The following is a 19,252-nucleotide window of genomic DNA, read 5'->3' on the forward strand; positions in this document are numbered from 1 at the left end:
AATCCTTCAGTCAGTAACAACCTTATAACAAGGATGATACACCGAACCTGGCAATTTCATACGTCCTTGTTCGACGAATGCTCTTAACAATACGTCCAGTCGTTTCATTAACTCTTTTTCACCGTGAATGGTAAATACGCCTTTTTCCCGAATTTGGCGAATGCCGCCATCTTTCACATTACCGGCAACAATAGCTGAGAATGCACGGCGTAAGTCCGCTGCTAACTCTTCTTTAGGCTGTTCCGGGTGCAGGTTTAGCGACGCGACATTTTCGTGAGTCGGGTAGAACGGGCGCTGGAAGTTTTCATCAATAAACAAGGTCCAGTTAAAGTAGTAAGCGTCACCAGAATCACGGCGATATTGTTTTACTGCTGCCATTCCGGCGTGCATGTGCTGCGCAACACCTGAAGGGTCTGCAATAATAATACGATAGAATCCGCGAGCCTCTTCACCCAGAGTTTCAACAATAAAGGTATCCAGCGCATCAAAGTAATCTTTAGACGCTTCAGGGCCTGTTAATATAACCGGTAAGCTTTGTTGTTGGTTTTTCGGGTGCATCAGTATGCCAAGAAGATACAACAGTTCTTCAGCCGTACCAGCGCCCCCCGGGAAAATAACAATACCGTGCGCACAGCGAACGAAGGCTTCCAGGCGTTTTTCAATATCGGGCAAAATAACCAGTTCGTTAACGATAGGATTGGGTGGCTCGGCAGCGATAATGCCCGGTTCAGTAAGACCTAAATAACGCCCACCACTAATACGCTGTTTAGCATGACCAATAGTCGCGCCTTTCATCGGGCCTTTCATTGCACCCGGACCACACCCGGTACAGATATTTAAGCCACGCAAACCCAACTGATAACCCACTTCTTTAGTGTATTTGTACTCAGCTTCGTTAATCGAGTGACCGCCCCAGCAAACAACCATATCGGGCTCTTGCATGGCCTGAATAGTGCGGGCGTTGCGTAGAATATCGAACACCACGTGGGTTAGGGTAGCACTGTCAGCGTCTTTCAGTTCTTCTTCTGAGTAGCGCTCTCCGGTAAAGAGAATATCGCGCAATACCGATTCCAGTAATTCACGAATACCGACAATGAGTTCGCCATCAACAAAAGCTTCTGCCGGCGGCTCAATTAACTCAATTTTAATACCGCGCTCTTTGCGGATAATATTAACGGCGAAATCTTTATACTTATCGTAAATTTCAGCGCTGCTGTCGGTATTACTTCCGGCATTTAAAACCGCGAGACAGCAATTACGAAATAATTTATAAAGTTGGCTGTTTGAGGATTGCTTTAAACGTTCTATTTCCAGTTGCGACAAAAGAGACATGGTGCCTCTTGGAGAAATACTTGCTCTCATTATTTTTCCATACTCCTGTAATAACGATGACTCGGCGTCATCCTTGTGCCGGCGGTGATCATCAGCGTTGGTTTCTATTTGGCTGCGATAACTTTATTGCGCCCGCTATTTTTTGCTTCATAGAGCGCCTTATCGGCTCTTTCAAAAACCGCCAGCGGTGTATCTTCATTATATTTAAATTCAGCTATTCCTGCGGAAATAGTAATGCGTATATCGTCGGTTTTAAATTTAAACGGGATATTAGCCACTTTCTCCCGCGTATTCTCTATATGTTGATAGGCACTTTGTCCATCAGAACAGAATATGATAGCAAACTCTTCGCCACCATAGCGACAAACAAAGGCCGATTCTTTTAACGATTTGCTGAGAGTACCTGCAATAACTTGTAAGGTTTTGTCGCCGGCAATGTGGCCGAAGCTATCATTAATGTTCTTAAAATGATCCACGTCGATAATCGCTATGCTGAGCGGAGTTTCATCTTTGCCCCAGCGCTGGAACTCCAGATTCAAGCGTTCATCAAAAGCAGAGCGGTTAGGCAGTTTGGTCAGGTTGTCCTGTAAACTGCGGAACTTTTGTTTAGCCAGCTCCTGTTTATAGTGTAAAACCTGCGCTTCGGTTTCACGAAGTTTTTGTTCCATGGCTTGTGTGTTGCTATGGAAACTTTGACGTTCTTCATCATGCAACTGAAGGTGCTGATTCAAAGTTTCACCTAAACGGTGCAACTGCAAACCGACAGACTCTTTCAAATCGTTAAGTTCATACGCGTCAGTGACACAAGCCTTTATCTCAGAAACGCCACTTTTTAGTTGCTGGTTCAGATGCAGTCGCTGATCAGCAAAGTCTGCAGAATGATTTATGGTTTGACCTAAGACACTCTGAACAGATTCTAAAGATGCATTTAACTGTTGTAGAAACAGCTGCGCTGAGCGGCGTTCATCGTTAATGTTGTTAAATACCAGCCGCATAACCTTTAAGGTGATAGCTAGCAAGGTTTCACTGGTCTGTGGCTTTTGTAAAGCTACTTTCACTTGTTGCAGGGTATCTGCGGCACTGCCCAGAAATTCCACTTCACTTAGTAAATCAACCAATTGATTTTGGTACTGAGTTACTTGGGTCTCAGTCTGAGTACCTTGCTGCTGATAAGAAAGTGCAAGCAATTGATTAACCAGGGGCAAATAATGAGAAACCGTCATTGTGGGTTGCTCAAACTCATTTGCTATTTTTTGTAGCTGGCTCTTGCCGTTGCTATCGCGGGGCTTAACGTGTTGTAAAGCTAACTGGATACTTTCATTGCTTTCTCTAAGAAGAGTTTGCATACGGACAGTATGCTGAGAAATTACCTCTCCCACTTGCTGCATCATGGGCTCTAGCACCGCGGCGGACGCATTTTGCTGAAGATGACCACGTAATTTATGCAGTAAACCGTCTAACTCACTGTCAACACCATTTAACGCCAGACAAAGATCATTTACAAAATTCGAGTAACGCTGTGAGTCGCGCTGATAGTCGTCTTCTATCTGTTTGCGTGACTGGATACTTTGTCGCAGCTTCTTACTAAGATGCTGAACCTGCTCTTGTGGTGTCTCAGGTATTGTCAATGCTCACCTACCCAATATTGAAGTCAATACGCATAATACGAAAATTAATCAGATAAAGTCTAACCTATCTGAATTTATTTACTATTGGTGAATTGTGGTAGTCTTTGAACAAGTTAACTAACAAATAAAGCGAAACTAACGGAGATAAACTGTGCGCAAGAGCTTATTAGCTGTTGGTGTTATGTTGGCACCTTCCATTGTATTAGCAAATACCGACTATAAAATTGATTTAACGCAACCTGAGCACCACAAGGGTGAAGTGTCGATTACCTTCCCGGCCAGTGATGCTAAGTTTCTGGATGTGAAGATGCCAGCCTGGAGAACAGGTTATTATCGCATTTTAAATTTAGCGAACGGTGTTCGTGATTTTGAAGTTCAGAGTAATGGTGAAAAACTTCGCTGGGAAAAAGTTGATAAAAGCACCTGGCGAGTTTACTTACCTGAAAACAGCGGCGAAGTGACCGTAGATTACGAAATTTACGCGAATCAACTTGGTCGCCGCAGCCGTCACATTGATGACAGCCATGCCTATTTAGATGCATCCGCTGTATTCATGTATGCCGATGCGTGGCGTGACGAGCCTGTGTCAGTTTCTCTGGATGTCCCGGGTGAGTGGAAGAGTTATTCCGGTATGGACAGAGATGGCGCACATCAGTTCTCGGCCGCAAATTGGGATGTCTTAGTTGATTCACCAATAGAAACAGGCATTAGCAAGCACTATGAATTCACTCAGGATGATCGCGATTATGAAGTCGTATTCTGGGGTGAGGGTAACTACGACGCTGAAAAAACGGTCGAAGATTTACAAAAGCTCGTGGCCACCGGTGACTCGATTTGGAGCAGTTACCCATTTGAGCGTTATGTCTTTATGATCCACGCGACGACTGGGGCTGGTGGTGCAACGGAACACAAAAACTCGACGATTATCCAGCGCCCCAGATACAGCTTTGCCAGTCGCGATGATTACTTGTCGTTTATGTCCACAGCGTCACACGAGTTTGTGCATACCTGGAACGTGAAAGCTTATCGTCCGGATGGACTGGTTCCATACGATTATCAAAAAGAAAACTACACTGATTTATTCTGGATTGCTGAAGGTTCAACCAGCTACTTCCAGAATCATTTGTTATTACAGGCGGATATTATGGAACCGTCTGAGTATTTTGAGCGGGTGGCAACCAGCATTGACCGTTACCGAGCAAAGCCAGGCCGGGATGTTATGTCAGTGGCTGAAGCCTCTTTTGAGGCGTGGATTGATCAATATGGAGATCGCGCGCACAACGATTCTGTGAATATTTATTCGGAAGGTGCTCTGGTTTCCTGGATGCTGGACAGCGAGTTGTTGAAAACAACCGATGGGGAAGTTAGCTATCGTGACGTACATAATGAGTTGTATCAGCGCTTCGATGCCGATGAGCAGGGCTTCACTTCAGCCGACGTGCTAACTATTTTGAAAGACTTAACGGGTAAGTCCTGGCAGGGCTGGTGGCAGGAAAATGTTGAAAGTCCGGCGGCAGATATTCCATTTGAAAGTATGCTGGAGCAAGTTGGATTAGAACTGGTGTATGAGCAGGGTGAGGACGAAGACAGCGTTGAAAAAGCCTGGGCCGGCTGGAGTGCTAATGAAGCCAGTGGCGGCATGGAACTGACCCGGGTTAGTAAAGGCAGCCCGGCCTGGGAAGCGGGCTTTACACCGGGTGATGTCATTGTTGCTTATGACGGACATACCGTAGTTGATGGTCGCTTTAAAGAAGCTTTTGCTGAATATAAAGCGGGTGATTCTATTGAAGTGACATTCTTCCGTCGCGACCAGTTGCACAAGAAGACCTTAACGGTGCAACCAACTCCTGCAACTGACGCGAAAATAGAACCATTAGACGAGCCTACTGCTGAACAGAAAGCTCGTTTCCTGCAATGGTTACAAATTCCGCACCCTAACGCTTAATTAGTTATTGTCGGGCCATGCGTTGCATTTGCAGCGCTGGCTCGAAGTCTGAACGAAATGGGTTTATGTCCAGGCCGCCACGACGAGTGTAACGGGCATAAACCGTCAACTTCTTCATTCCTAGTGCTTTCAAGTCCTGATAAATGCGCTCAACGCATTGCTCGTGGAATTCGTTATGGCGTCTGAATGACACCAGATAAGCCAGCAGCGCAGCGCGATCCAACTTCGGACCCTGATAATGAATGTAAACCGAACCCCAGTCGGGTTGATTGGTTATCAGACAGTTCGATTTTAACAGATGACTGTGTAGCTCTTCTTCTGTGTCATTTTGTTCTGTAGCAAGTAGTGACGGCTGATAGTCGTAATGCGAAATACTAATATCCTGATCGTCAATGCAATGACCCGGGAAAGTCGCCACGGATTTACCTTCCAGCTCAGATAAATGTTCCAGCTTGACTTCAACCTGCGCACCGGCACAAGCGGACAGGTCGGTTTCCATCAGTTGTTGCACCTGCTCCCAAGTGTCAAAACGCGAGTCATTGAAGCTGTTTAAGTATAGCTTAAACGACTTGGATTCGACCAGATTAGGACTTTCGGCAGGCACTACAAAATAACCTACCGCAACCTGTGGAAGTCCGTTTGCATTTAGCCAGGAAATTTCATAACCGGTCCATAAATCCACACCCGAAAAAGGTAGCTTGTCTTTAAGCCCTATGGGTTCCCGATTCAGTGAGCGGGGTACTGGTTGCAGCTGCTTCGGGTCATATTCATTCGGGTAGTCGGTGTGCTGACCCAGAGATAAATGGTCTAGTGCGTCCTTCTTTGGCATTTAAGTCGCTCCGTAAGTACAATGGCTGTATTGTAAATTTTCTGAGGTGTAAGTACCAGATGAAGACGTTAGAAGAATCAATCGATGCACTAATAACGCGCTACCAGGAAAATGTTCCTGTGCGCTACACAGAATATGTAGAAGAGTGGAATAGCCCAATTTACGGAACTGTTATTGATGAGAATACGGTTGAATGGACGCCGTGCCGGCAACCCGAAGCGCTAAACTTTGATGATCTTGAGAGTGCTCTGGAAATGAGTTTCCATGAGAGTATTAAAACTTTGTTTGGCCGCTGGTACTCAGGAGATCTTGCGCTTGATTATCAGGGGCACGAAATTAGCTTGCTACAGACGCAGAGTGCAGAAGATGGTGAACGTTTATTAGAGAATATTACTGGTCACATTTTAATGAAGCGTCGTTTGAAACAACCTGAAACGGTCTTTATTGGTTTAGGTAGCGAGGATGACGGCTTGTTGGTAACCCTAGATAACCAAAGTGGTGCGGTTGGACTTGAGTGGGTAGGTAAGGAACAACACGAAGTTCTGTCTGACTCATTGGCTGACTGGCTTGAGAATTGTCAGCCTCAAGTTGATGCAGGCAAAAACTCTTGATGACAGCTTTGCCGGAATAGCGGATAAATGGCTCTCGACAGACTTCCGAAAAATGGTTAAGTTGGTGTTATGAAAAACTAACAATTGGCTATTCACTATGCAGGGTCTGACAGAAAAAACAGAAAGCGAAATTGATGAGGCAGGTGAAAACAGCAGTGAGCATGTTCAGGGCGAGCTGGTTTATCTTGTTGCTGAAGACTTGAAATTAGCGGCCTCGCTTTTGTTCCAGACTTATTACGATGATGAATTGCTGCAAAAGATTTTCCGGTCAGACAAACCTGACTACGATAAGCGTTTACGGGCGGCTATCCGGGAAGACTTGAACGCTTTCTGGGAAAGCGGACAACCTATTATTGGTATTCGAGACGGCGGCACACTATTAGGTGTCGCATGTCTTACCCGTCCTGGCAAAAGCTTTGGTCCCGGGCGTTTCTGGCACTGGCGGATAAGCATGTTGCTCACGGCTGGTTTTTTGAGTACGAAACAGGTACTTGAAAAGGAACGCTTAATTCAGGAAGCGATGCCGGATGTGCCTTACCATATGCTGGCATTTATTGCGGTAGCACCACAATATCAGTCGCAGGGCGTGGGGCACTTACTTGTTGAAGCTGCCAAAGCGGTTTTCGAAGAAGACCCGGAATCACAAGGGATAGCGGTTTACGTCACTCGTTCGGATTATCAGGCTTTTTTTAAAAAGCGCGGCTACCGCATACAAGCTCAGATCGAAGTTGAAAAGCTGCCCGGTGAAGTCCTGTTCTATGAACGGCAGCAAGGCTGAGTAAAATGAGTTATTCCAGTTTTAAGGAGTTTTATCCTTATTATTTACGGGAGCACAGCGATAAACGCTGCCGGGTGCTGCACTATATTGGAAGTACCCTGGTTTTAGTTGTACTTTTTTATGCGCTAGTTAGTGCAAGCTATTGGTGGTTGTTAGCCGTGCCGATTATTGGTTATGGCTTTGCCTGGCTCGGTCACTTTATTTTTGAAAAGAATAAACCAGCCACTTTCCAGTATCCTTTGTATAGTTTAATGGGTGACTGGGTTATGTATAAAGACGCCTGGGTCCGGTTATTAAGCGGGAATTCTAAAGGGCGGTAATTCAACGCCTACCAAACGCTGGTTATGAAGGGTTAAGTCGCCTTCATAACGAGTTTCGCCGTCGCTGCAAAAGCCCATTTTAAAGGTACTACGCCAGCCCGGTTGGCTGCCTTTAAATGACCAACGTGTCTCTTCGCGACGAATGTCTAAAAACTGAAGCCCTTGCTGCTTACAGTAAAATACCGCATGCTTTTGCGCACTTTCTGACTGTTGTCGATGTTGCCAGAACACCCATATTGCTGTTACCAGCACCAGTAAAACAATGACATCGAGTAAATTCATTAGCTTCCCTGAGTCTGTTGTTTTAATCGGTTTAATGCTTCATTAACCGCCGCAGACTGTTTTTGTTGAGCAATAATGGATAACAGTAACGGACGTATGTCCGGCAGGGCAATAATATCCTGGAATAATGCATCAAATAATGAGTTATCAAGCTTTGCGATGGCGTCCAAGTAGCGCAACAGATTTTGTTCTTCGCAAAGCACTGACCATAAACGCGCAGCAATAACAACGAGCTGATCGGCATTGGCATTTGGAACCAGCTTGTTTATTGCTTTTTGTACCCGAGGATGAGCTGACGCTGAGGCCAGCGCGCGCAAACTGTCAGTGCACAGTTGAGCATTACTGCTATCGAGGTTCTGCAGCAGAGCGTCTCTTACCGGTGGGGTCAGGCTTTGTTGCTCAAGCGCAATCGCTAACGGCTGGCGCACAGCACTCGGGTAATGAGAGAAATGGGTTGCTATGGCTTTGCTCAGTTCGGGCAATTGTTCTAAGCGGGCAGAGCAGTCGTGTAACCCCTGTACGCCTATTTGTTGCCAGTCTATGCCGTTTTCAGGTTGCCTCAAATACGCTTCCGCCGTTTCAAAATGTATAGACGGCGACAAATTTTGCTGGCGCTGAACCCTGGCATGCAAAGCCGCGCGCTGTTGCTCATTCGGCGTTAATAAATAAGGGTTTTGCTGCAGTTGTTTTTGCTGCTCCTCGGTCATTTCTCCGGTAATTTCATGGCCCAATGCATTGACCACGTACTCCAGATATTGATTGCGTGCGGCTATATTTAAAAGCCCGCGCTCGTCCAACGGAAATTGCAAAAACCAAATAAAAGGCTGTTGATCATGTTGTTTATGCTGGAACAGTATCGCCAATTGAGCCTGCCGCGCAATGGGGTAAGGGTATGGACGTTGTTGTTGCTCAATGGCTGCAAACTCTTCTTGAGACAGCTCCGTAAGGCATCTGCCAATATCAAATATTTTGTATTCGGCTTGGCCGGCTTGCAAAAACTCACCCAAGGTGGTGATGGTCGGTGCTGACACAGGCGCTCCCTTTTTGCTTGAATTTTAAGGCGTATTAAATCACTATGGCGCCATTATATCGGTTTATACAATGATGTGGTAACGGAGTCTGATATGGAGCAGTATCAGAAAGCCGCTCGATTGCTGGATAGAATAGAGCGTGAACTGAACAGTCTTGGCTTATGGCAGTCTCACCACCCGCCGGTGCAGGCGTTGGAGAGTCAGCAGCCTTTTGCTGTCGACACGCTGGAGTTTCATCAGTGGCTGCAGTTTATTATGCTTCCCCGAATGTGGGCCTTAGTGGATAGCAAGCGCCCTTTGCCTGAGGGTATTGCCGTTAGCCCCATGGCTGCGCATATCTACCGCAGCGAGCTGGAACAATACGAACAACTTATTGCACTGATACGTGAATTTGATGTGTTGCTCAGCGGAACTGACCCCTTGCAGGAAGATGTTTAACGGTGAGTCAGTTAGAAGTTGTTTATCTGGATGAGCACCTTGCCGTTATTAATAAGCCCAGTGGCTTATTGGTTCATCGAAGCCGTATAGCCAGCGGTGCCCGCGAGTTTGCAATGCAGATGCTGCGGAATCAACTTGGCTGCCACGTTTACCCTGTTCATCGTTTAGATCGCCCTACATCCGGTTTGTTGATCTTTGGCTTAAACAGCGATGTCGCCCGTACTCTGACAGAGCAACTGACCGCGCGCGAAGTGAGCAAAACATACCACGCTGTGGTCCGAGGCTACGTACCAGAAAACGGTACTATCGATTACGCGCTGAAAGAAGAACTGGATAAGCTTGCTGATAAAGACGCGGATCCGGATAAAGATAAGCAGCCGGCGGTAACGCATTATCAATGTTTAAAGCAGATTGAACTGCCTTATAAAGTCAGTAAAAAACATGACACCACACGGTATTCACTGGTTCAGATGCAACCGGAAACGGGGCGCAAGCATCAATTACGTCGACACATGGCACACATTCGGCATCCCATTGTCGGTGATACTAACCATGGTGATGGACGGCATAATAACTTCTTTCGCGAGCACTTTAATTGTCACCGTTTACTGCTGGCAGCGACTGGACTTAGCTTTAAACATCCGGTCAGTGGCGAGTCCATAAATTTGGAAATACCACTGCCGGATGAGTTTCACCAGCCATTTCTTAAGTAAAAGTTATTCCGCGCTGCGTAGCAGGGCATTGATACCGACTTTGGCACGAGTTTTAGCATCAACCCGCTTAACAATGATAGCAGCGTAAAGACTGTGCGTTCCATTTGCGGAAGGCAAGGAACCCGGTACAACAACGGAACCTGAAGGTACGCGACCATATAAAATGCGGTCATTTTCGCGGTCATAAATACGGGTACTCTGGCCAATGTAAACGCCCATGGAAATCACCGCGCCTTCTTCAACAATAACGCCTTCTACAATCTCTGAGCGCGCACCGATAAAGCAGTTGTCTTCAATAATGGTTGGGTTGGCCTGCAGCGGCTCCAGAACACCACCGATGCCTACGCCGCCGGACAAATGAACATTTTTACCAATTTGCGCACAGGAGCCCACGGTAGCCCAGGTATCCACCATAGTGCCTTCACCAACGTATGCACCAATATTAACGTACGATGGCATTACGACAACGTTGCGGCCAATAAAGGCACCTTTACGAACCATCGCGGGTGGTACAACACGCATGCCTTCGGCGCGGAAACGGGCACTGTCATAGTCAGCAAATTTGGCCGGTACTTTGTCCCAGAAGCGGGTTTCTCCGCCTTCAATCAGGTCGTTGTCGTTTAAGCGAAATGACAACAGAACCGCTTTCTTCAGCCATTGATGAACAACCCACTCACCGGAAATTTTTTCGGCTACCCGTAACTCACCGCGGTCAATTTCGTCGATAACGTAACGCACAGCTTCACGAAGGTCATCGTTGTCGGTACGGGCATTGATTTGATCACGTTGTTCAAATGCATCGATGATGCGCTGCTTTATGTTTTCCATGATAAGAATTTAAAACTCCAGGTCTTTGATAATTTTTGCTTTCAATGTTTTTTTCTGTTTGTCGCTAAGGGCGGTTTGCTGCTCGGTAGTGACAATAAATAAATCTTCTGCCTGCTCGCCTATAGTCGTGATTTTCGCTGCCAGCAGGATAACGTTCTGTTGTTGTAAAATAGCGGCAAGTTTAGCAATAAGCCCCGGCCTGTCCAGTGTCACCAGCTCGAAGGTGGTACGGCCGTGGTGTTTACTGGGTATAAAAGTGACCTCAGTTGCCACCGAAAAGTTCTTCATGCGACGCGACAATGGCCGCTTAGTGCTGGGAACGGGTATCCGTTTATGCAGAACATCCAGCAATTGTTGTTTTACCTCTTCAATACGATGAGGCTCTGTTAACGGTTTGCCATCTCGTTGTAGTACCACAAAGGTATCCATAACAAAGCCATCGCGGGTAGCCAGAATTTGGGCGTCCAGAATGTTGAGTTGCTGACTGTCGAGAACACCGGCAACTGAGGCAAACAAATGACCCTCTTCGTGATGGTAGATAAACAACTCAGTTGTGCCGTAGTTATTTTCGTCTCCAATGAGAATGAGCGGCAACTGCTCGCTTGGCAGGTTCAGAATATGCTGTGAATGCCAACTGATTTGCTCTGCCGTATGGCGGAAGAAATAGTCTGCGGTAAAACGTCCCCATAAAGCCAGAATTTCCGCTTTTTCAAAGCCTGCACTTAGTAGCAAGGCCATTGCACTGGCTTTATTTTCATTAATTCTTTGGCGAATATCCAGAGTAGGCTTATTACTGTCCTGCTGCAGCAAGTAAGAAGTGGCGTTATAAAGCTCTTCCAGTAAAGTTGCTTTCCAGTTGTTCCACAGTGACTGGTTAGTTGCCCGAATATCTGCCACCGTAAGACAGTAAAGGTAATCGAGCCGCTCGAGCGTCGAAACTTGATTGGCAAAGTCCTGAATAACTTCAGGGTCATGAATATCCCGCTTTTGCGCGGTAACCGACATGGTTAAATGATGCCGCACCAGCCAGGCAACTAATTCGGCGTCTTCTTCGCTGTAACCATGTTGGTGGCAAAAATTACGCGCATCCATTTCGCCAAGCTCTGAGTGATCACCGCCGCGACCTTTAGCTATGTCGTGGAAGATACCCGCCAGATACAGGCAATAACGTCGATCCATTTGCGCAACGAGCTTTTCGCACAGCGGAAATTGATCCTGATAATCTTCGTCACTAAAGCGGTATAAGTTTCTCACTAAACGAAAGGTGTGTTCATCTACTGTGTAGGCGTGAAAAAGGTCAAACTGCATTTGTCCGACAATTTGTTGCCACTGCGACAGGTAACTTGCCAGTACACTGTGGTGATGCATCAGTGCAAAGGACAAACCACAGCCTCTGGGATGCTGAATCAGCTGATTGAATAAGTCGCGGCATTCTGGGTCATGGCTTAGCGGTTCGCTTAATTGGGCTCGGGCATTTCTGAGTAAACGTATGGTATTCGAGTGTATGCCTTTTATTTGCGGATGTTCCGCAATGCAGACAAAAGCGCGGATAATATTACAGTGATTATCGAATACATTGTCGTGGCGTGCTGTTAACAGTTTATTCGCAACCGCAAAGTCATCGCTAATATGTTCAGCGTGTTGTAAGTCCTGTGTTCCTAATATCGCCTGATGAAAAAACTGCAGAAGCATCTGGTTAAGCTCGCTGACGCGTAAGACCACTTTAAAGTAATCTTTCATCATGGTTTCAACGGATGCTTTACCTTCATTACCATAGCCCAGGCGAACAGCAACGCCTGGCTGAAAGTCAAAGAGTAAGCGGTCTTCGCGTTTACCTGCTTCCAGATGAAGGGCAAAGCGTATGCGCCATAGCCAGTTCATGCAGTCGCGCAATTCAACGAATTCATCGGCTGTCATATAACCGTACTCAACCAGGTTTTCATCCGAGTGAGTACGGAAGTGACGCTTAGCAATCCAGCCTACGGTCTGAATATCACGGAGCCCACCGGGACTCGATTTAATATTCGGTTCCAGGTTATAAGATGTGCTGTGGTATTGCTGGTGGCGCTGCTTCTGTTCATCCAACTTGGCCTGATAGAAATCGCGACTAGACCAGGGAAAGTCATTTAACAACTGTTGATGAAATTCATTGTAGAGCGACTCAGCCCCTGAAAGGTATCGGCTTTCAATAAGGTTTGTGGCTATCGTGATATCGTTTTCTGACTGAGCGAAGCAATCTTCAATAGTACGTACCGAATGGCCGATATCCAGGTGCAGGTCCCATAAAAAGGTAACAAACTGTCCGAGCTTTTCAGACAACTTAGCTTCGGCTTCAGCATTTTCAGGGCCAACTAAAATGAGCAGGTCGATGTCCGACCCGGGGTGCAGAGTTTCACGACCATAACCGCCCACAGCTAAGATGCTTGCCGGTTCGCCATCAAGCTGAAATTGCTGCCACAACTGACCAATTAACTGGTCAAAAAAGGTCGCACGGTGATGAACCAGCTCATCAATATCGGCGGTGACAAAACGTGCTGCGGACCAGTTTTGGTAACTTTCTAAAAGCGCTTTGTAGTCTTTTAGGCAAGGTTGCAGGGTTCGGTCAGGCCAGCGCCCGTGAAAGTCTTTATCTTCTTGAACGTTAGCCATAGGCTCTCCCCTGCAAATGCGTTAGCTGTGCTCGATAACTCGCGCTAAGTCGGGCTCATCACTGCGCAGTGTCAGTACTTCAACACCGTTATCGGTAACTAATAATGTATGTTCCCACTGTGCACTTAAGCTGCGGTCTTTCGTCAGTACGGTCCAGCCGTCTTTCATTAATTTTGTGTGACGCTTACCAACATTGACCATAGGTTCAATAGTGAAACACATACCGGCTTTTAACTCTTCGCCAGTACCCGCCTCACCGTAATGCAGAATTTGTGGGTCTTCGTGGAATACGGAGCCAATACCGTGACCGCAATACTCACGAACGATAGAATAGCCATGACCTTCGGCGTGTTTCTGAATAACTTCAGCAAAGTCACCCAGTTTGATACCCGGTTTAACCATTTCTATAGCTTTATAAAGCGACTCCTGAGTTACCTTAATTAATCGCTCAGCCATTATTGAGGGTTTACCCACAACAAACATTTTTGAGGTGTCGCCATGGTAACCATCCAGTTTAACGGTAACGTCAATATTCATGATATCGCCGTCTTTCAGTTTTTTGGGGCCAGGAATACCATGACAGACACAATGGTTAACGGACGTACATATCGATTTAGGGAAACCGTGATAGTTTAATGGTGCTGGATAGGCGTTATGATCCGTGATGTACTTATGGCAGATATCATCCAGTTCTTCCGTAGTTACGCCTGGTTTGACGTACTCACCAATCATTTCAAGCACACTGGCGGCGAGTTTGCCTGCGGCGCGCATTTTTTCGATTTCTTCGGGTGTCTTAATTGAGATGGTCATTCTCTACCTGTCCATGACTGCTGGAAAAGCCGACAGTTTAACAGTGACTGATAAAATTCGCTATCTTTGAGGTGGGTCAAAGCTGAAGTTAGCGAAGGTTTTTTGTTGTGCAGGGCTCGGCTTTATGGTATAAAACGCACGCTTTTTTGGCCTTATGCCAACAAAGTACACTTGTATGTAAATTATAATCCACACATACATCGACACATAAGGCGGGGTGCTTGTCTAAGAACAGGTCGGCTTATGGGATGTATGGAGGCTTAACCCCCTAAAAAGGAAAATATTATGGCTAACGTGTCAATGCGTGACATGCTGAAAGCGGGTGTCCACTTCGGTCACCAAACTCGTTTCTGGAACCCAAAAATGAAACCTTACATTTTTGGTGCTCGTAACAAAATTCATATCATTAACCTCGAAAAAACTGTGCCTATGTTCAACGACGCGTTGAGCTATATGCAGCACGTTGCTTCTAACAAAGGTAAAATCCTGTTTGTTGGTACTAAGCGCGCAGCAGCTGAAGCGGTTAAAGAAGCAGCCATTAACTGTGGTCAGTACTATGTAAACCACCGTTGGTTAGGCGGCATGTTGACTAACTGGAAAACAGTTCGTCAATCAATCAAGCGTTTAAAAGACCTTGAAACAATGAGCCAGGACGGTACTTTCGAGAAACTGACCAAGAAAGAAGCTTTGGTTAATACTCGTGAAATGGAAAAGCTGGAAAAAGGCTTAGGCGGTATCAAAAACATGGGCGGCTTACCTGACGTTCTGTTTGTTATCGACGCTGATCACGAACACATCTCTATTAAAGAAGCAAATAACCTGGGCATTCCAGTTGTTTCTGTTGTGGATACAAACTCTAACCCTGACGGTGTGGACTACATTGTTCCAGGTAACGATGACGCAATCCGTGCGGTTCAATTATACTTGAACACTGCTGCTGAAGCGGTAAAAGAAGCACGTACAGCGCAAGTTGAAGCGAAAGACTCTGACGATTTCGTCGAAGCAACTGAATAATCGAGGAATAGAATCATGGCTATTACAGCAGCTCTAGTTAAAGAACTGCGCGAGCGCACAGGCGCTGGCATGATGGACTGCAAAAAAGCATTGCAGGAAGTCGACGGTGATATGGAAGCGGCAATTGAACTGATGCGCAAGAGCGGTCAGGCAAAAGCAGCTAAAAAAGCAGGCCGTGTTGCGGCTGAAGGCGTTATCTTAGTTAAATCTGAAGGTAACCAGGCAACTTTGGTTGAACTGAACTGTGAGACCGACTTTGTTGCTCGCGATGACAGCTTCCTGGCATTCGGCGATAAAGTTATTAACGCCGCATTTGCTAACAAAGAAAATGACGTTGAAGCATTAAAAACTACTGACATCGACGGTCAGACTGTAGAGAAAACTCGTGAAGACTTAGTCGCTAAAATTGGTGAGAACATGAACGTTCGTCGTGTTCAAACTCTTGAAGCTGGCGACGTTGTTGCGACTTATACTCACGGTGCCCGCATTGGTGTTGCTGTTGCTTTAACCGGCGGTGACGAAGATCTGGCTCGCGACCTGTGCATGCACGTTGCTGCAAGCAGCCCGCAATTCGTTAAGCCTGAAGACGTTGCAGCTGAAGTTGTAGAAAAAGAGCGTTCTATTCAGGTTGATATCGCGATGCAAAGCGGTAAGCCGAAAGAAATTGCTGAAAAAATGGTTGAAGGCCGTATGCGTAAGTTTACCGGTGAAATCAGCCTGACAGGTCAGCCTTTCGTAAAAGATCCATCAATGACTGTTGGTGAGTTACTGAAGAAAGCTGGTGCTGATGTTGTTACTTTCGTTCGCTTTGAAGTGGGTGAAGGTATTGAACGTAAAGAAGAAGATTTTGCTTCTGAAGTTCAGGCACAAGTGGCGGCAGCGAGTAAAGGCTAATAGCGTGGTCTCGACCAGCCCCATGAAATAGAAAATTATAAACCGCGTCTTGAGCGTTCAGGACGCGGTTTTTTTTAAACTAAAGGAAAGAGTAGAGGCAATGATGAGCACCCATCCGAAACCCAGTTATCGACGCATATTGTTAAAACTCAGTGGTGAAGCCCTTATGGGAGATGAGCCATTTGGTATTGACGCCAAAGTACTTGATCGTATGGCGCAGGAAATTAAAGAATTGGTTGAACTTGGGGTTCAGGTTGGTTTAGTCATTGGAGGCGGTAACTTATTCCGTGGAGAAGGTTTAGCAAAAGCGGGTATGAATCGGGTTGTGGGCGACCACATGGGCATGTTGGCCACTGTAATGAATGGTCTAGCTATGCGCGACGCTTTACACCGTGCCTTTGTTAACGCACGTTTAATGTCAGCTATTGAATTGACGGGGGTCTGTGACAGTTACAACTGGGCAGAAGCCATCAGTTTGCTAAAATCAGGACGTGTAGTGATATTTTCTGCAGGAACCGGTAACCCGTTCTTTACTACAGATTCTGCCGCTTGTTTGCGCGGTATCGAAATTGAAGCTGAAGTCGTACTTAAGGGAACCAAGGTTGACGGAGTATATTCCGATGACCCAGTGAGTAACCCGGATGCCACTTTGTATAAGCATATTAATTACGATGATATACTGGAAAAACAGTTAAAAGTAATGGATTTAGCTGCATTTACTCTGGCGCGTGATCACGCTTTACCTATCCGGGTGTTTAATATGAATAAGCCGGGTGCTTTACGAGCCGTGATAATGGGTGAAGAAGAAGGTACACTTATCAGCAAGAACGCAGAGTAAACGCAGTTATTGAATAAAAGGGTATAAGACAGTGATAAAAGAAACTATAGAAGACGCTAAAGATCGCATGGAAAAAAGTGTTGAGTCGCTGCGCAGTCAAATGTCAAAAGTACGCACAGGCCGTGCTCATCCGAGTATACTGGACAGTGTCATGGTGAACTACTACGGTACTGACACGCCTCTTAAGCAGTTAGCTAATATCACCACGGAGGATTCCAGAACTCTGGCTCTGACAGTGTTTGATAAGTCAGCTTCAGCAGCAGTTGAAAAAGCCATTATTAATTCTGATTTGGGTCTGAATCCGGCCTCAGCAGGCGCAGTTATCCGTATTCCATTACCTCCGTTGACAGAAGAGCGTCGCCGCGACTTAGTTAAAATTGTTCGTGCCGAAGCTGAGAACGGGCGTATTGCGGTACGTAATATTCGTCGCGATGCGAATGGTGATATTAAAGACCTGCTAAAAGAAAAAGAAATTACTGAAGACGAAGAACGTAATGCTGAAGAAGAGATTCAAAAACTGACCGATAAATTCGTGAAGCAAATTGATGAAGCTCTGAAAGCAAAAGAAGCGGATTTGATGGAAATTTAACCATCAAACCTTCCCTACGTTGGTCTATGACGCCGTGTCAGGTATACTCGCACGGCGTTTTTTAATGTTTACGGCAGATTGAATGAAAGAATTACCGTCAATTGAGCAGTTAGTCCCCAAGCATGTTGCCATTATAATGGATGGTAACGGGCGCTGGGCGAAACAACGCGGTAAAATAAGAACCTTCGGCCACAAAGCGGGCGCGGAGGCAGTACGCAAGGCAGTTGCTTTCGCTCGTCGTAACGGTATTGAGTCACTGACTTTATTCGCATTCAGTAGTGAAAACTGGAAGCGTCCGGCAACTGAAGTCTCGGTATTGATGGAATTGTTTATGTCAGTACTGAAAAGCGAAATTAAAAAATTAGATGACAACGATATTCGCTTGCGCATAGTTGGTGACAAAGAGGCTTTTTCAAAACGTTTGCAAAAGCGCATGAGCGAGGCAGAAGAGCAAACGCGAAAGAACAGCGGACTTAATCTGAACATAGCGGCAAACTACGGCGGTCAGTGGGATATTACACAAGCCAGTCGTAAGTTAGCTGAGAAAGTGAAAGCTGGTGAAATAGAGCCGACAGAAATTACTGAACAGACAATAGCCGGTGAATTGATGATGGCCGACCAGCCATTGCCGGACTTGCTCATTCGCACAGGCGGTGAACATCGTATCAGTAACTTTCTTTTATGGCAGCTGGTTTATGCCGAACTGTATTTCACCTCAGTCTTATGGCCTGACTTTGACGATACGGCTTTTGCTCAGGCCATTACAGATTTTGCGCAACGGGAACGCCGTTTTGGTTTAACGAGCGAACAATTAACCGTGCTAATGCAAGGCATAGAAACTCGGATAGAGGAATAACACTTGCTAAAACAACGTATTATTACAGCACTATTGCTGGTTCCGGTGGCACTGTACGGTGTTTTTATGCTGCCGTTGTGGGGCTTTGCTCTTTTTATTCAGGGGGTCCTTATGCTGGGCGCCTGGGAATGGTCTCCGCTAATGGGCGTGCGCCGCACTTCAGCGCGTATCGCTTACACCTTATTTGTCGGTGCCATTATTGGCGTGTTGTCCTGGCTGGCTCCCTACGAGCATTTATGGGAGGGCGGCGAGCTCTCTAAACTCATTTATTACACCATTTTAGCCGGCGGTGTCTGGTGGGTCGTTGCGTTGGCAATGATCGTTAATTACCCCTCCAGCCGACGTATGTGGTCGCGAACCCGCGCCATTGTCGGCGTATTCGGTTTGTTAATTTTTATTCCTACCTGGGCGGCATTAGTCACGGTTCGCTCAATTGATATTGATGAGTCGCGTTTCTTTGGTGGCTGGGTTGTTCTCTTTATTTTACTGCTGGTTTGGGCTGCTGATGTTGGTGCGTATTTTGCCGGCGTGCGTTATGGCCGTAATAAGATGATGCCAGCGGTAAGCCCGGGTAAAACTATGGAAGGCCTTTGTGGTGGTGTGACCTTAGCTTTTGTGGTGATGATGGTTGTGGCGCACTGGACTAAAGTGCCGGCCGATCAGTTTACCGGTTATTACTTAACCGGATTGTTTACTGTGGTTGCCTCAGTATTTGGTGATTTAAACGAAAGCATGTTTAAGCGTAGTGCAGGGGTTAAGGACAGCGGTTCAATTTTACCCGGGCACGGGGGAATTCTTGACCGTATTGACAGTCTTACCGCTGCAGTGCCTATTTTCACCTTAGCTTATCTGGAGTTTTTGCATTAA

At 46.2% G+C, this 19,252-nt stretch carries 20 protein-coding genes; 12 read left to right on the forward strand and 8 right to left on the reverse strand.

The window, feature by feature from the left end; all coding sequences use genetic code 11:
* Positions 1 to 6 precede the first annotated feature (6 nt).
* Together ppnN and RJ32_RS06525 are read right to left on the reverse strand one after the other, a co-directional pair.
* Positions 7 to 1,362 (reverse strand): nucleotide 5'-monophosphate nucleosidase PpnN, encoded by a 1,356-nt coding sequence (ppnN, locus tag RJ32_RS06520; protein ID WP_034820396.1) that lies wholly within the window; start codon positions 1,360 to 1,362, stop codon positions 7 to 9.
* A 74-nt stretch (positions 1,363 to 1,436) separates the two neighbouring features.
* Positions 1,437 to 2,960, reverse strand: a complete 1,524-nt coding sequence (locus RJ32_RS06525) for a diguanylate cyclase (protein WP_034820399.1) — start codon at positions 2,958 to 2,960, stop codon at positions 1,437 to 1,439.
* A 151-nt stretch (positions 2,961 to 3,111) separates the two neighbouring features.
* Here RJ32_RS06525 and RJ32_RS06530 point away from each other — a divergent pair, with 151 nt between their 5' ends.
* Entirely contained in the window at positions 3,112 to 4,905 is a 1,794-nt protein-coding gene (locus tag RJ32_RS06530; protein ID WP_034820402.1) for a M61 family metallopeptidase, read from the forward strand.
* Positions 4,906 to 4,909: 4 nt separating this feature from the next.
* On the opposite strand, the gene queF is transcribed toward RJ32_RS06530, so the two are convergent.
* A complete protein-coding gene (queF, locus tag RJ32_RS06535) occupies positions 4,910 to 5,734 on the reverse strand; it encodes an NADPH-dependent 7-cyano-7-deazaguanine reductase QueF (RefSeq protein ID WP_034820405.1) in 825 nt (274 codons plus the stop codon).
* 59 nt (positions 5,735 to 5,793) lie between these two features.
* On the opposite strand from queF, the gene syd reads away from it, so the two are divergent.
* From syd to RJ32_RS06550, 3 genes are all read left to right on the forward strand, one after another.
* On the forward strand, positions 5,794 to 6,345 hold the full coding sequence (syd, locus tag RJ32_RS06540) for a SecY-interacting protein (protein ID WP_034820408.1): 552 nt from the start codon (positions 5,794 to 5,796) through the stop codon (positions 6,343 to 6,345).
* Between the two features lie 97 nt (positions 6,346 to 6,442).
* A complete protein-coding gene (locus RJ32_RS06545; RefSeq protein ID WP_034820412.1) occupies positions 6,443 to 7,123 on the forward strand; it encodes a GNAT family N-acetyltransferase in 681 nt (226 codons plus the stop codon).
* A gap of 5 nt (positions 7,124 to 7,128) precedes the next feature.
* Complete coding sequence (locus tag RJ32_RS06550; RefSeq protein WP_034820415.1) at positions 7,129 to 7,443, forward strand: DUF962 domain-containing protein; 315 nt, start codon at positions 7,129 to 7,131, stop codon at positions 7,441 to 7,443.
* On the opposite strand, the gene RJ32_RS06555 is transcribed toward RJ32_RS06550, so the two are convergent.
* Entirely contained in the window at positions 7,417 to 7,725 is a 309-nt protein-coding gene (locus RJ32_RS06555) for a DUF3301 domain-containing protein (protein ID WP_034820418.1), read from the reverse strand. The genes RJ32_RS06550 and RJ32_RS06555 overlap by 27 nt on opposite strands.
* Positions 7,725 to 8,756: a DUF3549 family protein gene (locus tag RJ32_RS06560; protein WP_034820421.1), complete on the reverse strand. Its 1,032-nt coding sequence runs from the start codon at positions 8,754 to 8,756 to the stop codon at positions 7,725 to 7,727. Before RJ32_RS06560 ends, RJ32_RS06555 begins: the two co-directional genes overlap by 1 nt.
* A gap of 93 nt (positions 8,757 to 8,849) precedes the next feature.
* On the opposite strand from RJ32_RS06560, the gene RJ32_RS06565 reads away from it, so the two are divergent.
* Together RJ32_RS06565 and truC are read left to right on the forward strand one after the other, a co-directional pair.
* The gene (locus RJ32_RS06565; protein ID WP_011234101.1) at positions 8,850 to 9,194 is read left to right on the forward strand and encodes a YqcC family protein; all 345 of its coding nucleotides are present in this window, start codon (positions 8,850 to 8,852) and stop codon (positions 9,192 to 9,194) included.
* A 2-nt stretch (positions 9,195 to 9,196) separates the two neighbouring features.
* A complete protein-coding gene (gene truC / locus RJ32_RS06570) occupies positions 9,197 to 9,907 on the forward strand; it encodes a tRNA pseudouridine(65) synthase TruC (protein ID WP_011234100.1) in 711 nt (236 codons plus the stop codon).
* Positions 9,908 to 9,910: 3 nt separating this feature from the next.
* On the opposite strand, the gene dapD is transcribed toward truC, so the two are convergent.
* From dapD to map, 3 genes are read right to left on the reverse strand one after another with little or no spacing between them, the layout of a single operon-like run.
* Positions 9,911 to 10,735 carry a 2,3,4,5-tetrahydropyridine-2,6-dicarboxylate N-succinyltransferase gene (gene dapD / locus RJ32_RS06575; protein WP_034820436.1) on the reverse strand — a complete coding sequence of 275 codons (825 nt, stop codon included), beginning with the start codon at positions 10,733 to 10,735 and terminating at the stop codon, positions 9,911 to 9,913.
* 9 nt (positions 10,736 to 10,744) lie between these two features.
* Positions 10,745 to 13,384, reverse strand: a complete 2,640-nt coding sequence (gene glnD / locus RJ32_RS06580; protein WP_034820438.1) for a [protein-PII] uridylyltransferase — start codon at positions 13,382 to 13,384, stop codon at positions 10,745 to 10,747.
* A gap of 21 nt (positions 13,385 to 13,405) precedes the next feature.
* The gene (gene map, locus RJ32_RS06585; RefSeq protein ID WP_034820440.1) at positions 13,406 to 14,194 is read right to left on the reverse strand and encodes a type I methionyl aminopeptidase; all 789 of its coding nucleotides are present in this window, start codon (positions 14,192 to 14,194) and stop codon (positions 13,406 to 13,408) included.
* A gap of 285 nt (positions 14,195 to 14,479) precedes the next feature.
* On the opposite strand from map, the gene rpsB reads away from it, so the two are divergent.
* The 6 genes from rpsB (at position 14,480) to RJ32_RS06615 (ending at position 19,252) form a co-directional block, all read left to right on the forward strand.
* On the forward strand, positions 14,480 to 15,208 hold the full coding sequence (rpsB, locus tag RJ32_RS06590; protein ID WP_011234096.1) for a 30S ribosomal protein S2: 729 nt from the start codon (positions 14,480 to 14,482) through the stop codon (positions 15,206 to 15,208).
* Between the two features lie 15 nt (positions 15,209 to 15,223).
* On the forward strand, positions 15,224 to 16,102 hold the full coding sequence (tsf, locus tag RJ32_RS06595; protein WP_034820442.1) for a translation elongation factor Ts: 879 nt from the start codon (positions 15,224 to 15,226) through the stop codon (positions 16,100 to 16,102).
* 103 nt (positions 16,103 to 16,205) lie between these two features.
* Entirely contained in the window at positions 16,206 to 16,940 is a 735-nt protein-coding gene (gene pyrH / locus RJ32_RS06600; RefSeq protein WP_016341299.1) for a UMP kinase, read from the forward strand.
* Between the two features lie 31 nt (positions 16,941 to 16,971).
* Positions 16,972 to 17,529 carry a ribosome recycling factor gene (gene frr / locus RJ32_RS06605; RefSeq protein WP_011234093.1) on the forward strand — a complete coding sequence of 186 codons (558 nt, stop codon included), beginning with the start codon at positions 16,972 to 16,974 and terminating at the stop codon, positions 17,527 to 17,529.
* An 82-nt stretch (positions 17,530 to 17,611) separates the two neighbouring features.
* A complete protein-coding gene (gene uppS, locus RJ32_RS06610; protein WP_034820444.1) occupies positions 17,612 to 18,385 on the forward strand; it encodes a polyprenyl diphosphate synthase in 774 nt (257 codons plus the stop codon).
* 3 nt (positions 18,386 to 18,388) lie between these two features.
* Entirely contained in the window at positions 18,389 to 19,252 is an 864-nt protein-coding gene (locus RJ32_RS06615) for a phosphatidate cytidylyltransferase (RefSeq protein WP_034820446.1), read from the forward strand.

It is taken from the genome of Idiomarina sp. 28-8 (assembly GCF_000320945.2).
GTDB classification, from domain to species: domain Bacteria; phylum Pseudomonadota; class Gammaproteobacteria; order Enterobacterales; family Alteromonadaceae; genus Idiomarina; species Idiomarina loihiensis.

Excerpts from the sequence above, each read along its gene's own strand:
- ppnN (WP_034820396.1), bottom strand. The coding sequence starts at position 1,362 with ATGAGAGCAAGTATTTCTCCAAGAGGCACCATGTCTCTTTTGTCGCAA.
- queF (WP_034820405.1), bottom strand. The coding sequence starts at position 5,734 with ATGCCAAAGAAGGACGCACTAGACCATTTATCTCTGGGTCAGCACACC.
- syd (WP_034820408.1), top strand. The coding sequence starts at position 5,794 with ATGAAGACGTTAGAAGAATCAATCGATGCACTAATAACGCGCTACCAG.
- RJ32_RS06545 (WP_034820412.1), top strand. The coding sequence starts at position 6,443 with ATGCAGGGTCTGACAGAAAAAACAGAAAGCGAAATTGATGAGGCAGGT.
- RJ32_RS06550 (WP_034820415.1), top strand. The coding sequence starts at position 7,129 with ATGAGTTATTCCAGTTTTAAGGAGTTTTATCCTTATTATTTACGGGAG.
- RJ32_RS06555 (WP_034820418.1), bottom strand. The coding sequence starts at position 7,725 with ATGAATTTACTCGATGTCATTGTTTTACTGGTGCTGGTAACAGCAATA.
- RJ32_RS06565 (WP_011234101.1), top strand. The coding sequence starts at position 8,850 with ATGGAGCAGTATCAGAAAGCCGCTCGATTGCTGGATAGAATAGAGCGT.
- dapD (WP_034820436.1), bottom strand. The coding sequence starts at position 10,735 with ATGGAAAACATAAAGCAGCGCATCATCGATGCATTTGAACAACGTGAT.
- glnD (WP_034820438.1), bottom strand. The coding sequence starts at position 13,384 with ATGGCTAACGTTCAAGAAGATAAAGACTTTCACGGGCGCTGGCCTGAC.
- map (WP_034820440.1), bottom strand. The coding sequence starts at position 14,194 with ATGACCATCTCAATTAAGACACCCGAAGAAATCGAAAAAATGCGCGCC.
- rpsB (WP_011234096.1), top strand. The coding sequence starts at position 14,480 with ATGGCTAACGTGTCAATGCGTGACATGCTGAAAGCGGGTGTCCACTTC.
- tsf (WP_034820442.1), top strand. The coding sequence starts at position 15,224 with ATGGCTATTACAGCAGCTCTAGTTAAAGAACTGCGCGAGCGCACAGGC.
- pyrH (WP_016341299.1), top strand. The coding sequence starts at position 16,206 with ATGAGCACCCATCCGAAACCCAGTTATCGACGCATATTGTTAAAACTC.
- uppS (WP_034820444.1), top strand. The coding sequence starts at position 17,612 with ATGAAAGAATTACCGTCAATTGAGCAGTTAGTCCCCAAGCATGTTGCC.